This window comes from Nocardioides sp. SR21 (genome assembly GCF_022761125.1).
In the GTDB taxonomy this organism is placed as follows: domain Bacteria; phylum Actinomycetota; class Actinomycetes; order Propionibacteriales; family Nocardioidaceae; genus Nocardioides.
This window is the reverse complement of sequence record NZ_JAKWJR010000003.1, coordinates 379,097-392,201: the sequence shown is the minus strand read 5'-3', so window position 1 is coordinate 392,201 and position 13,105 is coordinate 379,097. Positions and strand designations below refer to the sequence as shown.

At 70.6% G+C, this 13,105-nt stretch carries 12 protein-coding genes; 7 read left to right on the top strand and 5 right to left on the bottom strand.

Features of this window, described 5'->3' with window-relative positions:
• Position 1: 1 nt before the first annotated feature.
• Positions 2-1,192 (bottom strand): acyl-CoA dehydrogenase family protein, encoded by a 1,191-nt coding sequence (locus tag MJ604_RS07920; RefSeq protein WP_243057776.1) that lies wholly within the window; start codon positions 1,190-1,192, stop codon positions 2-4.
• A 96-nt stretch (positions 1,193-1,288) separates the two neighbouring features.
• Between MJ604_RS07920 and MJ604_RS07915 the strand changes: the two genes are divergently transcribed.
• The 4 genes from MJ604_RS07915 to MJ604_RS07900 all read left to right on the top strand — a co-directional run bounded on the left by MJ604_RS07915 (position 1,289) and on the right by MJ604_RS07900 (position 4,725).
• On the top strand, positions 1,289-2,455 hold the full coding sequence (locus MJ604_RS07915; RefSeq protein ID WP_243057775.1) for a Rieske 2Fe-2S domain-containing protein: 1,167 nt from the start codon (positions 1,289-1,291) through the stop codon (positions 2,453-2,455).
• Positions 2,456-2,458: 3 nt separating this feature from the next.
• Positions 2,459-2,752, top strand: a complete 294-nt coding sequence (locus MJ604_RS07910; RefSeq protein ID WP_243057774.1) for a hypothetical protein — start codon at positions 2,459-2,461, stop codon at positions 2,750-2,752.
• Between the two features lie 4 nt (positions 2,753-2,756).
• Positions 2,757-3,857 carry a 2Fe-2S iron-sulfur cluster-binding protein gene (locus MJ604_RS07905; protein WP_243057773.1) on the top strand — a complete coding sequence of 367 codons (1,101 nt, stop codon included), beginning with the start codon at positions 2,757-2,759 and terminating at the stop codon, positions 3,855-3,857.
• A 220-nt stretch (positions 3,858-4,077) separates the two neighbouring features.
• Positions 4,078-4,725: a hypothetical protein gene (locus MJ604_RS07900; RefSeq protein ID WP_243057772.1), complete on the top strand. Its 648-nt coding sequence runs from the start codon at positions 4,078-4,080 to the stop codon at positions 4,723-4,725.
• Between the two features lie 60 nt (positions 4,726-4,785).
• On the opposite strand, the gene MJ604_RS07895 is transcribed toward MJ604_RS07900, so the two are convergent.
• From MJ604_RS07895 to MJ604_RS07885, 3 genes are all read right to left on the bottom strand, one after another.
• Complete coding sequence (locus MJ604_RS07895) at positions 4,786-6,132, bottom strand: DUF2252 domain-containing protein (RefSeq protein ID WP_243057771.1); 1,347 nt, start codon at positions 6,130-6,132, stop codon at positions 4,786-4,788.
• A gap of 111 nt (positions 6,133-6,243) precedes the next feature.
• Complete coding sequence (locus MJ604_RS07890) at positions 6,244-6,915, bottom strand: MBL fold metallo-hydrolase (protein WP_243057770.1); 672 nt, start codon at positions 6,913-6,915, stop codon at positions 6,244-6,246.
• The gene (locus tag MJ604_RS07885) at positions 6,915-7,601 is read right to left on the bottom strand and encodes a maleylpyruvate isomerase family mycothiol-dependent enzyme (RefSeq protein WP_243057769.1); all 687 of its coding nucleotides are present in this window, start codon (positions 7,599-7,601) and stop codon (positions 6,915-6,917) included. Before MJ604_RS07885 ends, MJ604_RS07890 begins: the two co-directional genes overlap by 1 nt.
• A gap of 142 nt (positions 7,602-7,743) precedes the next feature.
• Here MJ604_RS07885 and uvrA point away from each other — a divergent pair, with 142 nt between their 5' ends.
• The 3 genes from uvrA (at position 7,744) to MJ604_RS07870 (ending at position 11,818) form a co-directional block, all read left to right on the top strand.
• Positions 7,744-10,812, top strand: a complete 3,069-nt coding sequence (gene uvrA, locus MJ604_RS07880; RefSeq protein ID WP_243057768.1) for an excinuclease ABC subunit UvrA — start codon at positions 7,744-7,746, stop codon at positions 10,810-10,812.
• Positions 10,813-10,902: 90 nt separating this feature from the next.
• A complete protein-coding gene (locus MJ604_RS07875; protein ID WP_243057767.1) occupies positions 10,903-11,325 on the top strand; it encodes a Rieske (2Fe-2S) protein in 423 nt (140 codons plus the stop codon).
• Positions 11,326-11,329: 4 nt separating this feature from the next.
• Positions 11,330-11,818: a Rieske (2Fe-2S) protein gene (locus MJ604_RS07870; protein WP_243057766.1), complete on the top strand. Its 489-nt coding sequence runs from the start codon at positions 11,330-11,332 to the stop codon at positions 11,816-11,818.
• Here the strand turns inward: MJ604_RS07870 and MJ604_RS07865 are convergent.
• Positions 11,785-13,077, bottom strand: a complete 1,293-nt coding sequence (locus tag MJ604_RS07865; RefSeq protein WP_243057765.1) for a pyridine nucleotide-disulfide oxidoreductase — start codon at positions 13,075-13,077, stop codon at positions 11,785-11,787. The two genes, MJ604_RS07870 and MJ604_RS07865, sit on opposite strands and share 34 nt — an antisense overlap.
• Positions 13,078-13,105: the final 28 nt, after the last annotated feature.

Below are 13,105 nucleotides of genomic sequence, written 5' to 3'. Positions count from 1 at the left end.
GTCAGCTCCTCTTCGCTGCGGGAAGGCCGAGGCCGACGTACCCGATGATGTCGCGCTGGATCTCGTTGGTGCCGCCGCCGAACGTCATGACGAGCGCGGAGCGGTAGAAGCGCTCGAGGCGGCCCTGGAGGACCGCGCCGTCGGACGCGCCGGTGATGCCGGCGTTGGGCCCGACGATCTCCATCAGCGACCGGTAGACCTCGGTGGCGAGCTCGGAGCCGTAGATCTTGGTGGCCGACGCCTCGGCGGGGGAGAGCGCGACGCCCGCGTCCGCGTCGGCGGCCAGCTTCCAGTTGATCAGGCGCAGCGCCTCGGTGCGCGCGTGCGCCCGGCCGAGCGCGATCTGCACCCACTCGGTGTCGATGACCCGCTGGCCGTCGGGGTTCTTGGTCTCCTGCGCCCAGCGCCGGACCATGTCGATGGAGTACGTCAGTGGCGCGGCCGACGTGAGTGCGACCCGCTCGTGGTTGAGCTGGTTGGTCATCAGCGCCCAGCCGCCGTTGAGCTCGCCGACGAGGTTGGCGGCGGGCACGCGCACGTCCTCGTAGTACGTCGCGCTCGTGCTCACGCCCGCGACCGTGTGGACCGGCGTGTAGGAGAAGCCCGGGGCGTCGGCCGGCACCAGGATCATCGACAGGCCCTTGTGGCGCGGCAGGTCGGGATCGGTGCGGCAGGCCATCCAGATCCAGTCGGCGTACTGGATCAGCGACGTCCACATCTTCTGGCCGTTGATCACCCACTCGTCGCCCTCGCGCACCGCGCGGGTCTTGAGCGACGCGAGGTCGGTGCCCGAGCCGGGCTCGGAGTAGCCGATCGAGAAGTGGAGGTCGCCCTTGAGGATCTTCGGGAGGAAGTAGTCCTTCTGCTCGTCGCTGCCGTAGCGCATGATCGTCGGCCCGACCGTGTTCAGTGTCAGGTAGGGGATGGGGACGCCGGCCACCGCGGCCGCGTCGGTGAAGATGAGCTGGTCGACCATCGAGCGTGCCTGGCCGCCGTACTCCGTCGGCCAGCCGATGCCCAGCCACCCGTCGGTGCCGAGCTGCCGGATCACCTTCTTGTAGACGACGTCGTCGCCGAACTCGCCGGTGGCCGACGCGAGACCGGCCTTCACCTCGGGCGTGACCAGTGCTGCGAAGTAGTCACGCAGCTCCTCACGCAGGTTCTCCTGGTCAGGTGTCAGGGCGATGTGCATGGGCACGCTGCTTTCATCACGGTTGCGTCGCTGGAATCCCGGCGCCAAAAACTATAACCTGTTCTCGTTTTGGTCCACAGGGTCTGGAGGCACGGCATGGCTGAGACGCGGTTCTTGGATCAGGGAAAGCCGCCGGAGAGGTTCGCCAGGGGCTGGCACTGCATCGGCATGGCCGACTCGTTCCGCGACGGCAAGCCGCACGGGATCGAGGCCTTCGGCGGCAAGCTCGTCGTCTGGCAGAGCACCGACGGCGAGCTCAACGTCCTCGACGGCTACTGCCGGCACATGGGCGGCGACCTCACCCAGGGTGAGGTGAAGGGCGACGAGATCGCCTGCCCGTTCCACGACTGGCGCTGGGGCGGCGACGGCAAGTGCAAGCAGATCCCCTACGCCCGCCGGGTGCCGCTGCGCGCACGCACTCAGCGCTACGAGACCGCGATCGTCAACGACCAGCTGCTGATCTGGCACGACGTCGAGGGCTCGAAGGCCGACTACGACGTCCTCCCGCCGCAGCTGCCGGGCCTCGCCGAGGGCGAGTACACCGACTGGGTCTGGGTCGCCGAGGAGATCGAGGGCTCCAACTGCCGCGAGCTCATCGACAACGTCGTCGACATGGCGCACTTCTACTACGTGCACTTCGCGTTCCCGACCAGCTTCCGCAACGTCTTCGAGGGCACCCAGGCGACGCAGTTCATGGAGTCGAAGGGCCGCCCCGACAAGACCGGCGGGTACGGCGACGCCGAGCTGTTCCTCAAGTCCGAGGCCACGTACTACGGGCCGTCGTACATGATCAACTGGCTCGACACCGACTACAAGGGCTTCAACACCGAGGTCGTCCTGGTCAACTGTCACGTGCCGACCGGCCCCGACTCGTTCCGGCTGCAGTACGGCATCACGGTCAAGCGCCCCGAGGGCCTCGACGAGAAGACCGCGAACTTCATCGCGAAGAAGTACGCCGACATGTTCGGCAGCGGCTTCCTGCAGGACGTGCACATCTGGAAGAACAAGGTGCCGGTCCAGAACCCGCTGCTCTGCGAGGAGGACGGGCCCGTCTACCAGCTGCGCCGGTGGTACGAGCAGTTCTACGTCGACCAGGCCGACGTCGAGCCGGAGATGGTCGACCGCTTCGAGTTCGAGGTGGACACCACCAAGGCCAACGAGTTCTGGCAGGAGGAGGTCGCGGAGAACCTCCGCAAGAAGGCCGACGAGGACGCGGCCGAGGAGGCGCAGCCCGAGACCCCGCAGATGATGTCGGGGACCTAGGCCATGGCCTCGTTCGTCCCGACCAGCGCCGACACCCTCGAGGACCAGCGGCTGTACACCAGTGCGCGGCTGGTCGAGGTGGCCTGCCTGGACTGCCTGGCCAAGGTCGGCGTCAAGAAGAACAGCGAGCACCACACGTCGATCCAGTGGACCGGCGAGGCCCGGCAGGCGTGCCCGGAGCTCGGCCGCCGCAGCAGCGGGCGCGAGGGTCACCCGGCCTGCCCGCGGCTGATGGCGAGCATCGAGAGCGCCGTACGCGAGGGCCAGGTGTCCATCGGAGCCGAGGACGGTTACTGAACAGATGGCCGACGACAGCTATGAGCTGAAGGTCGTGGACGTGGTCGAGGAGACCGCGGACGCGCACTCGATCTCGTTCGAGGTGCCGGCCGGCGCCGAGGAGCAGTTCGCGTACAAGCCCGGGCAGTTCCTGACGCTCGCCGTGCCGTCCGACCAGACGGGCGTGGCGGCGCGGTGCTACTCGCTGTCCAGCAGCCCGGTCGGCGGGGGACCGCTCACGATCACGGTGAAGCGGACCGCCGAGGGCTACGCCTCGAACTGGGTGTGCGACAACGTCCGCGAGGGCGACTCGGTGCGGGTCCTGCCGCCGAGCGGCATCTTCACCCCGGCGTCGCTGAGCGCGGACCTGCTGCTGTTCGCCGGCGGAAGCGGTATCACCCCGATCATCTCGATCACGCGTACGGCGCTCCAGCAGGGCACCGGCCGGATCGTGCTGTTCTACGCGAACCGCGACGAGAAGTCCGTGATCTTCGCCGGCGAGCTGACCCGGCTGTCGGCCGAGCACCCCGACCGCCTCGTCGTCGTGCACTGGCTCGAGTCCGTCCAGGGCCTGCCCAGCCAGGAGCAGCTGCGGGCGTTCGCCTCCGGCTACGTGTCGTACGACGCCTTCGTCTGCGGACCGGCGCCGTTCATGAAGATGACGATCTCCGCGCTCAAGGAGCTGGAGTTCCCGCGCGAGCGGCGCCACCAGGAGAAGTTCGTCTCCCTGGGCGGCAACCCGTTCGGCGACCTGCACGACCAGGAGGTGGCGGAGCACGAGATCGAGGACGCGGAGCGCGACCTCGAGGACGTCGACGTCCCGGGCGCGGACGAGCCCGGCCCGCAGGGACCCGTGCGGCTCGAGGTCGAGCTCGACGGGGAGAACTACGCCTTCGACGACTGGGCGCCCGGCACGAAGATGCTCGACCACCTCGAGTCGAAGGGCGTGAAGGCGCCGTACTCCTGCCGTGAGGGGGAGTGCTCGGCCTGCGCGATCCGGCTGCTCGAGGGCGAGGTCAAGATGCTCCACAACGACGTCCTCGATGCCGACGACATCGAGGAAGGCATCCGTCTCGGGTGCCAGTCGGTGCCGGTCACGGACGTGGTCAAGGTGACGTACCACTGATTCCGCAGCACAGCGCCTTTTCGAACTAAAGAGCCCTCTGGTCCAGACCAGCGCATGTTTTTGCGTCACCATGGTTGGGGAGAGCGCCGGCGGGGAGGGTCCCGCGCAACCACGTTGCACGAGAGTCGTGCCTGCCGGCGACCACTCAGGTCCCCCATCACCGACCGCAGCGGGTCGGACAGAAGGCGGAGCGATGATTCTCGGATTGTGCGTGATCAGCATGGCCCTCCTGGGGTGGGCCGTGGCCATCGTGGCCACGCGACCCTCGGCGCGCGACGACGACCGCCGGTTCCGCCGGGTCTTCCGCAACCCGGAGCTGGTCAACCTGCTCGACGTCGAGAAGCTCCTGCGCGCCGACGGCGTGCCCGCTGACGCCGTCGAACGCGCGATGCGCCGGGCCGAGCGGCACCGCATCAGTGCCCGCACCATGTGGCGCTGGATCGATGCGCACGGCGCCGCCCGACTGGTGACGGTCCTCGACGCCGGGCTCTCGGAGGACTCGTTGCTCGACCACCTCGACGCCGGCACCACGCCCGAGTGGACCTCGATCAGCGTCTTCGCCGACCTCGCCAACGTGGAGCTTCCCGCGGGCATGCCGCTCGACGAGCTGGTCGACCTCGACGCCGTACCCGCGTTCGAGGACCTGATGTTCGACGGCCTCGACGACTGGACGACGCAACCCGACGAGGAGCTGGCGGGCTTCGACGCGCTGCCGCCGATCGCCGATCCCGGCTTCGGCCCTTTCTCGGCGGACGAGGCGCTGCGCGAGGCCGCGCGGACGCGCGCCGAGGACGCCGAGACCGCACCCGATGAGCGTGCCGAGCCCAAGAAGCCCGAGGGAGGGGGCGACTGGCCGGCCGTCGCCTGACCCGTTCGAGTTGGCCCGCCACCGTTCTGCCGGGGCGGGCCGACACTCGTCTCCAGGGGTTCAGTCGGTCTCGAAGATCGCCTCGACCCGGCCGTCCTGGATCGCGGCGACCAGCGCCCGGTGGTCCTCCACCGTCTGGACGGCGTACCGGGCTGCGAACTCGCCGATCGCGTCGTCGAACCTGCCGCTCGACCCGAGGTAGGCGGAGATCGCGGTCGCGGAGCCACTGTTGGCGTGTGCCCGGGCGAGCGCCTTGCCGCAGAACTCGGCGTAGCGGGTCATCCGGCCGACGTCGCCGGTGAGCGTGACCGACAGCTTCATGTCGCGCAGCTGGCGGATGTAGAAGTGCCGTCCGGTCGGGGCCGTGCCCCAGCCGAGGAAGAGGTCGCTGGCCGGCTGCATCAACCGCTGACCGACCACGACCCGGTGACCGTTGTTGACCGGCTCGTCCGGCTCGCCGCCGACGTACGGCGCGAGGACGGAGTCGCTGGCCTCCTTGACCTGCAGGAGCAGCGGCCGGTCCGCGTGGTCGCGCAGCAGGACGACGAAGCACCGGGTGCCGACGCTGCCGACGCCGACGACCTTGATGGCGACGTCCTCGACCTCGAACCGGTCGAAGAGGACGCGCCGATCGTCGTCCAGCGACGACCGGTAGGACTCGACGAACGGGACGACGGAGGCCGGCGTGACGTCGTCGAGGTGGAAGATCAGCGGCGGCTGGTCCTTGATCCCGCGCCCGCCGCCGGCGTCCCGGATGAGCTTGGGGTACAGGTCCTCCGCGACCCGCCGGCGCGCCTTCTTCAGCAGCGTCGTCCGCGCCTCACGGGCGGCCTTGTCGGGCGCCTCCTCGATCCCCTTCTCCAGGTCCAGGCGGTCGTACCAGACCTCGAGAGGCGACATCGCCGCCATCTCCCTGATCCGCTCGCGGTAGGAGCGGACCGACGTGACCGCGATCTCCCGGGCCTGCTCGTCGGAGAGCCGCACGTCCTGGGAGGCGACCATGAAGCTCGCCGCCAACCGCTTGACGTCCCACTCCCACGGCCCGGGCATCGTCTCGTCGAAGTCGTTGAGGCCGAACACCACGTGCCGCTCCGGGGTGGCGAACAGCCCGAAGTTCATCAGGTGGCAGTCGCCCGACGCCTGGACCCGGAGGCCGGTCGTGGGGACGGCGCCCAGGTCGGCCGCCATCACCGACGCCGAGCCCCGCAGGAAGGCGAACGGGCTGGCGGCCATCCGCCCGAACCGGATCGGGACCAGGTCGGGCAGCCGGTCGGCGTTGGCGGCCTGCAGGACCTCCACGGGGTCCGGTCGGTCCGCCGTCGGTCGCCAGTCGCGGTGCGCGCTCCGGGGGATCGTCGACCGCCGCGCGCGGCCGTCCTCGCGTTCCTGCTCGGTGCTCGTCACCATGCCTCATCCTGGCGCTTGGGTGAGCCGTGGAGTCGCGGAATGGTCACAAACCGCGCGTTCTGGGCCCGAAATCGTGCGGTTGGTGACCATTCCGCGTCGTGATCGCGCGGGCTACCAGCCCCGCGCCCGCCACTCGCCCAGCGACGCGCGCTCGGCGCCGAGCGTCGAGTCGTTGCCGTGGCCGGGGTAGAACCAGGTGTCGTCGGGGAGCCGGCCGAAGATCTTCGTCTCGACCTCGTCGATGAGCTGCGCGAAGGCCGCGGCGTCGCCGAACGTGTTGCCGACGCCTCCGGGGAACAGCGAGTCGCCGGTCCACAGGTGCGGGTGGCCGTCGGGGTCGTCGTACAGGAGCGCGATCGAGCCCGGGGTGTGCCCGGCGATCGGGATCACCTCGAGCGTGCAGGACCCCACCGACACCGTGTCGCCGGCGCCGAGCGGGTGCGTGACGGGCACGCCCGTCTGCTCGGTGATCGCCGCGGCATCAGGTACGCCGGCGACGACCGAGGCGCCGGTCGCGGCGACCACGTCGGCGAGCGCGCGGTGGTGGTCCCAGTGCTGGTGGGTCGTGATCACCGAGGTGAGCCCGGCGTCGCCGATCAGGGGCAGCAGCGTCGCGGACGCGTCGGCGGCGTCGATCAGCACCTGCTCGCCGGTGTCGCGGCAGTGCAGGAGGTAGCAGTTGTTGGACATCTTCTCGTCGACGGCCACCTTGGTGATCGTCAGGTGCGCGAGCTCGCGCACGTCCGCGGGGCCTCCGGGGGAGACCGCTCCGGTGTAGGTCATCAGATCGCTCCGATCGTCGGTACGGCGCCGTCGTTGCTGCTCAGTCCACTCCCGCCGCCGCGGCCGGTGACCCACCAGCCGAGGTCGGCGACCGCGCCGGTCACGGTCGGGCCACCGGTACCGGCCTCCCAGCGGCGGTCGAGGTCGGTCGGTTCGGCCACGAAGGCGGGCTGCCCCGGCCGCTCGACCGCGGCGTCGAGGAGCGAGACGCTGAACTCGGGACTCCAGTCGGCCCGGGTGTAGCCGGCGTCGAGGTCGGCGTGGTGGATCTCCACCTCGCGCAGCCGCATGGTGGGCACCATCGCGGCCGGGAAGCGGCGGCCTCCCGGGGTGCGCTCGATCTCGGCGTCCCACGCGTCCGCGGGCACCGCCGCGAGGGCGTCGCCGAAGGCGGTGCACGCGGCGAGGAGCCGGTCACGCACGACCGCGGGGTCCTGGCCGGCCAGGGTGGCGATGTCGGCGTCCCGTGCCTCCTCGGACGTGTACATCGTGGTGGCCTCGCCGCCGAGCCCGTTGAGGGCGCCGGCGAGCCCCTCGGCGTTCAGCGTCAGGTGGGCGAGCACGTGCGCCCGGCTCCAACCGGGCAGCCCGCTCGGCTCGGCGTACGCCGTCTCGGCCAGGGCGTCCGCGGTGCGGATCAACCGGCGCGTGGCGTCGGGCAGCGGGTCCTGGGGCGTCTCGGCCATGGGCCCATCCTGCCCGACGGACGCTCGAATTCCGGCTGTCGGTGGCGCGTGAGATCGTGGGCGGCGCGGCCGGGTACGGAGCCGAGGCGGCCTTGTCTGACCGCGTACGATGACGAACACCTGTTCGAAGCGAGGGGAATCAGTGGCGGACCAGCTCATCATCCGGGGCGCTCGGGAGCACAACCTCAAGGACGTGTCGCTGGACCTTCCACGGGACTCCCTGATCGTGTTCACCGGCCTCTCGGGCTCCGGCAAGTCCTCGCTGGCGTTCGACACGATCTTCGCCGAGGGCCAGCGCCGGTACGTCGAGTCGCTGTCGGCGTACGCCCGCCAGTTCCTCGGCCAGATGGACAAGCCGGACGTCGACTTCATCGAGGGCCTGTCGCCCGCGGTCTCGATCGACCAGAAGTCCACCTCGAAGAACCCGCGCTCGACGGTCGGCACCATCACCGAGGTCTACGACTACCTCCGCCTGCTCTACGCGCGCGCCGGGCGCCCGCACTGCCCGACGTGCGGCGCGCCGATCGAGCGGCAGACGCCGCAGCAGATCGTCGACAAGATCCTCTCCCTCGAGGAGGGCCGGCGCTTCCAGGTGCTGGCGCCGGTGATCCGCGGCCGCAAGGGCGAGTACGTCGAGCTCTTCAAGCAGCTCCAGACGCAGGGCTTCTCCCGCGCCCGCGTGAACGGCGAGACCTACTCGCTCGACGAGCCGCCCAAGCTCGACAAGCAGAAGAAGCACACGATCGAGGTCGTCGTCGACCGGCTCGCGGTCAAGGAGTCGTCGAAGCGCCGGCTCACCGACTCGGTCGAGACCGCCCTGCAGCTCGCCGGCGGCCTGGTGCTCTTCGACTTCGTGGACCTGGACGCCAAGGACCCGGGCCGCGAGATGAAGTTCAGCGAGAAGATGGCGTGCCCCAATGAGCACACCATCGACACCGACGAGCTCGAGCCGCGCTCGTTCTCGTTCAACTCGCCCTTCGGTGCGTGCCCGACCTGTCACGGCCTCGGCACCCGCCTCGAGGTGGACCCCGAGCTCGTGGTGCCGAACCCGCAGGCGACGCTCGGCGAGGGCGCGATCCAGCCGTGGAGCCAGGCGCACGTCGCCGACTACTTCCTGCGCCTGATGGGCGCGCTCGGCGACGAGCTCGGCTTCGACCTGAACACGCCGTGGGAGGACCTGCCGGCCAAGGGGCAGAAGGCGATCCTCCACGGGCACCCGACGAAGGTGCACGTCGTCACCCGCAACCGGTACGGCCGCCAGCGCGCCTACTACGCCGAGTTCGAGGGCGTCGGCTCCTACATCGAGCGGCGGCACAACGAGGCCGAGTCCGACACCAGCCGGGAGCGGTTCGAGGGCTTCATGCGCGAGGTCCCGTGCCCGGCGTGCGGCGGCAGCCGGCTCAAGCCGGTCTCGATGTCGGTGACCCTCGGAGCGTCCCTGCAGGACGGCGGCAAGAACATCGCCGAGGTCTGCGCGATGCCCATCAACGAGACCGCCGACTACCTCCGCACCCTCGACCTCACCGCGCGCGAGCGGCAGATCGGTGAGCGCGTGCTCAAGGAGATCCAGGAGCGGCTGAACTTCCTGCTCGACGTCGGCCTCGACTACCTCTCGCTGGACCGGCCCTCCGGGTCGCTGTCCGGGGGAGAGGCGCAGCGGATCCGGCTGGCGACGCAGATCGGCGCCGGCCTGGTCGGCGTCCTCTACGTGCTCGACGAGCCGTCCATCGGCCTGCACCAGCGTGACAACCACCGGCTGATCGAGACCCTGGTCCGGCTCAAGGACCTCGGCAACACCCTCATCGTCGTCGAGCACGACGAGGACACCATCAGGGTCGCCGACTGGGTGGTCGACATCGGCCCGGGCGCCGGCGAGCACGGCGGCCAGGTCGTCCACAGCGGCAGCGTCGAGGGCCTGCTGACGCACGCGGACTCGATGACCGGGCAGTACCTCTCGGGCCGTCGCGAGATCGCGGTTCCCGAGATCCGCCGCCCGCGCACCAAGGGCCGCGAGCTCACCGTGCACGGCGCCCGCGAGAACAACCTGAAGAACGTCGACGTCTCGTTCCCGCTGGGCATGTTCGTCGCGGTCACCGGTGTCTCCGGCTCCGGCAAGTCCACGCTCGTCAACGACATCCTCTACACCTCGCTTGCCAAGCAGATCTACAACGCCCGCGCGGTCCCGGGTCGGCACCAGAAGATCTCCGGTCTCGAGCACGTCGACAAGGTCATCCACGTCGACCAGTCGCCGATCGGGCGCACCCCGCGGTCGAACCCAGCGACGTACACCGGCGTCTTCGACCACATCCGCAAGCTCTTCGCCTCGACGCCCGAGGCGAAGATGCGCGGCTACCTGCAGGGCCGGTTCTCCTTCAACGTGAAGGGTGGTCGCTGCGAGGCGTGCTCCGGCGACGGCACGATCAAGATCGAGATGAACTTCCTCCCGGACGTCTACGTCCCGTGCGAGGTCTGCCACGGGGCGCGCTACAACCGCGAGACGCTCGAGGTCCACTACAAGGGCAAGACCATCGCCGAGGTCCTGGACATGCCGATCGAGGAGGCCGCCGAGTTCTTCGCGGCCGTCCCGGCGATCGCGCGGCACATGAAGACCCTGGTCGAGGTCGGCCTCGGCTACGTACGGCTGGGCCAGCCCGCGACCACGCTCTCGGGTGGCGAGGCGCAGCGCGTGAAGCTCTCGTCGGAGCTGCAGAAGCGGTCGACCGGGCGCACGGTGTACGTGCTCGACGAGCCGACCACCGGCCTGCACTTCGAGGACATCCGCAAGCTGCTGCTCGTGCTCGGCCGCCTGGTCGACCAGGGCAACACGGTGCTGGTGATCGAGCACAACCTCGACGTCATCAAGACCGCCGACTGGCTCGTCGACATGGGTCCCGAGGGTGGCTCGCGCGGCGGCATGGTGGTCGCGGAGGGCACGCCCGAGACGGTCGCGGCCACCCCTGGCAGCTACACCGGCGAGTTCCTCGCGCCGCTGCTCGAAGGACGGGCCGCTCGCCAGTCCGTCGCGAAGTCGGCACCCAGGGCAGCGTCCACGGCTCCGTCCAAGAAGGCCGCCACGAAGAAGGCTCCCGCGAAGAAGGCGCCCGCGAAGAAGGCGGTGGCCACCAAGACCGCGGCCACCACGAGCGCGGCCAAGAAGGCCACGAAGAAGGCGCCGGCCAAGAAGACCACGAAGAAGGCCGCCACCCGCTGATTCACAGCGAACTCTCATCGATCCGAACCTCGGAGCCCGTTCGTCCGTTTGTAGGGTGAACGTTCTACGAGATCCGTCGAGAGGAACACTGTGAGCCGCGAGGGCATCACCAGGAGGAATGCGCTGTCGGGCGCCGCGACCGCGGGCGTGGCGCTGCCGCTGCTCGCCGCGTGCGGGGGCAGCGAGGAGACCACGGCGAAGGATCCGGGAAGTGCCACGACGCCCGGGGAGGTGCTGGCGTCGACGTCGGACATCCCGGTCGGCGGCGGCGAGATCTTCGCCGACCAGAGCGTCGTGGTGACGCAGCCGACCGAGGGTGACTTCAAGTGCTTCTCGGCCGTGTGCACCCACCAGGGCTGCCTGGTGTCGAACGTGAAGGACGGCGCGATCAACTGCACCTGCCACGGGAGCTCGTTCTCGATCGAGGACGGCTCCGTGCTCGGCGGCCCGGCGCCGTCGGCGCTCTCGAGCGTCGACGTCAGCGTCGAGGGCGACGACATCTCGATCGCCTGACGCGATGGCTGCCCGGACCAGCAGGAGAGCGACGCTCGCCGGTGCCGCCGGCGTGCCGTTGCTCGCGGCGTGCGGCGGTGGGAGCGAGCCGTCGGTGACGGCTCCGACCCCGACCGCGAGCAGCACGCCCGAGCCCAGCGACCCCGCGACGTCGTCGTCGGCGCCCGAGCCCACGCCGTCCGAGCGGGCGGTCGAGTCGCTGGTCCCGGTGTCCGATGTGCCGGTCGGGGGTGGCCGGGTGCTCACCGACGGTGAGCTCGTGGTGACCCAGCCGTCGAAGGGCGTGTTCCGCGCGTTCTCGGCGATCTGCACCCACCGGGGGTGCGTGGTGTCCCAGGTGTCGGGCGGTGCGATCGGCTGCCCGTGCCACGGCAGCCGGTTCTCGATCGAGGACGGAGCGGTGCTCGCCGGTCCGGCGAGCCAGGCGCTCCGGTCGGTCGCGGTGGAGGCGACCGACGGTCAGGTGACCCGCGCGGCGGGCCGGCACTCCTGACGCCAGCGCTCGTCGCGCGGCGAGCGACGCCGGTCGATCCGCGCGTCCAGCACGACGCGGGCCTCGTCGAGCCGGTCCGCCCGCAGCAGCGCCGCGATCCGGGCCTCCTCGACGATCTCGCGCTGGGCGTCGGAGCCGCCGAGACGTCGCACCTGCGGCTGCAGGGCCGCGAGCGCGTCGGCCGCCGCCGTACATCGGCCGGTCGCCATCAGGCGGAGGGCCGAGGCCAGGGGAGCGACGACCTCGCGCTGGGTGGGGTGGGGGTGCACGGCGGCCCAGGCCTCGAGCCGGCCGAGGCCGATCCGGTCGTCGGTGGCGAGCAGCGCGATCGCGGCGTGGAGGGCGAGGAACGGCGTGGCCGGCCGCTCGAGGGTGTCCCGGCCGGCGAGGTCGGCGACGCCGTCCATCGGCGGTACGGCGCTCGCATCCGGGGTGATCGCCCATCGGAACAGCAGTGAGCCGCTGTCGACCAGGGCCCGGCAGCCGAGCCCGTGCTCGGGGCGCAGCTGTGCGTCGTACCGCCGGCGTACGGCGTCGAGGTCGCCGAGCGAGAGCTCGTGCAGCGCGGCGTGCCAGGAGAAGTGGCTGAGGCTCTCGATCGAGGCGCCGTCGCCGGTCACCCAGCCGTCCATCCAGGCGAGCCCGGCCTCGTGGTCGCCGGTCTCGTAGTGCGCGTGCGCCCGCGCGTGCGCGGAGTGCCCGGCGCCGGGCTCCTCGGCCAGGGAGCGGCAGGAGAGGTCCATCGCCTCGTCGAAGCGGCCCTGCTCCTGGCGGATGAACGCGAGCAGGCCGGTGAACCACCAGTCGTCGCCGTACGCCGGGATCGCCCGCTCGACCAGCGCCCAGGCCTCCTCGGGCACCTCGGTCACGCCGGCGAACGCGATCGTCGGGACGGCGGTCGAGAGCAGGACCGCGTCGCGCGGGTACTCGTGGAGGTGCCGCACCAGCGGTTCGGAGTCCCCGCGCAGGTGGGCGGCGACGGCCAGGACGTGGCTGCGCTCGCGGTCGGTGGCCCGGACCACGTGCAGCAGTGCGTCGCGCAGCCGCGCCTGCACGTCGACGGCGGCGCACAGCTCGTGGCCGAGCAGCGCCAGGGTCGCGTGACCGAGGGCGAACGTCGGGTCGAGCGCGATCGAGGCGGCCACGGCCTGCTCCGCCCCGGCCCGCAGCCGCAGCAGGTCGGTGACGCCGCGGTTGTAGGCGGCGCCCGCCGCGGGGCTGCAGGTGAGGGCGTAGCCGTAGGGGTCACGACAAGGCATGTAAGTAGAGTAGAACACTCAACAATGC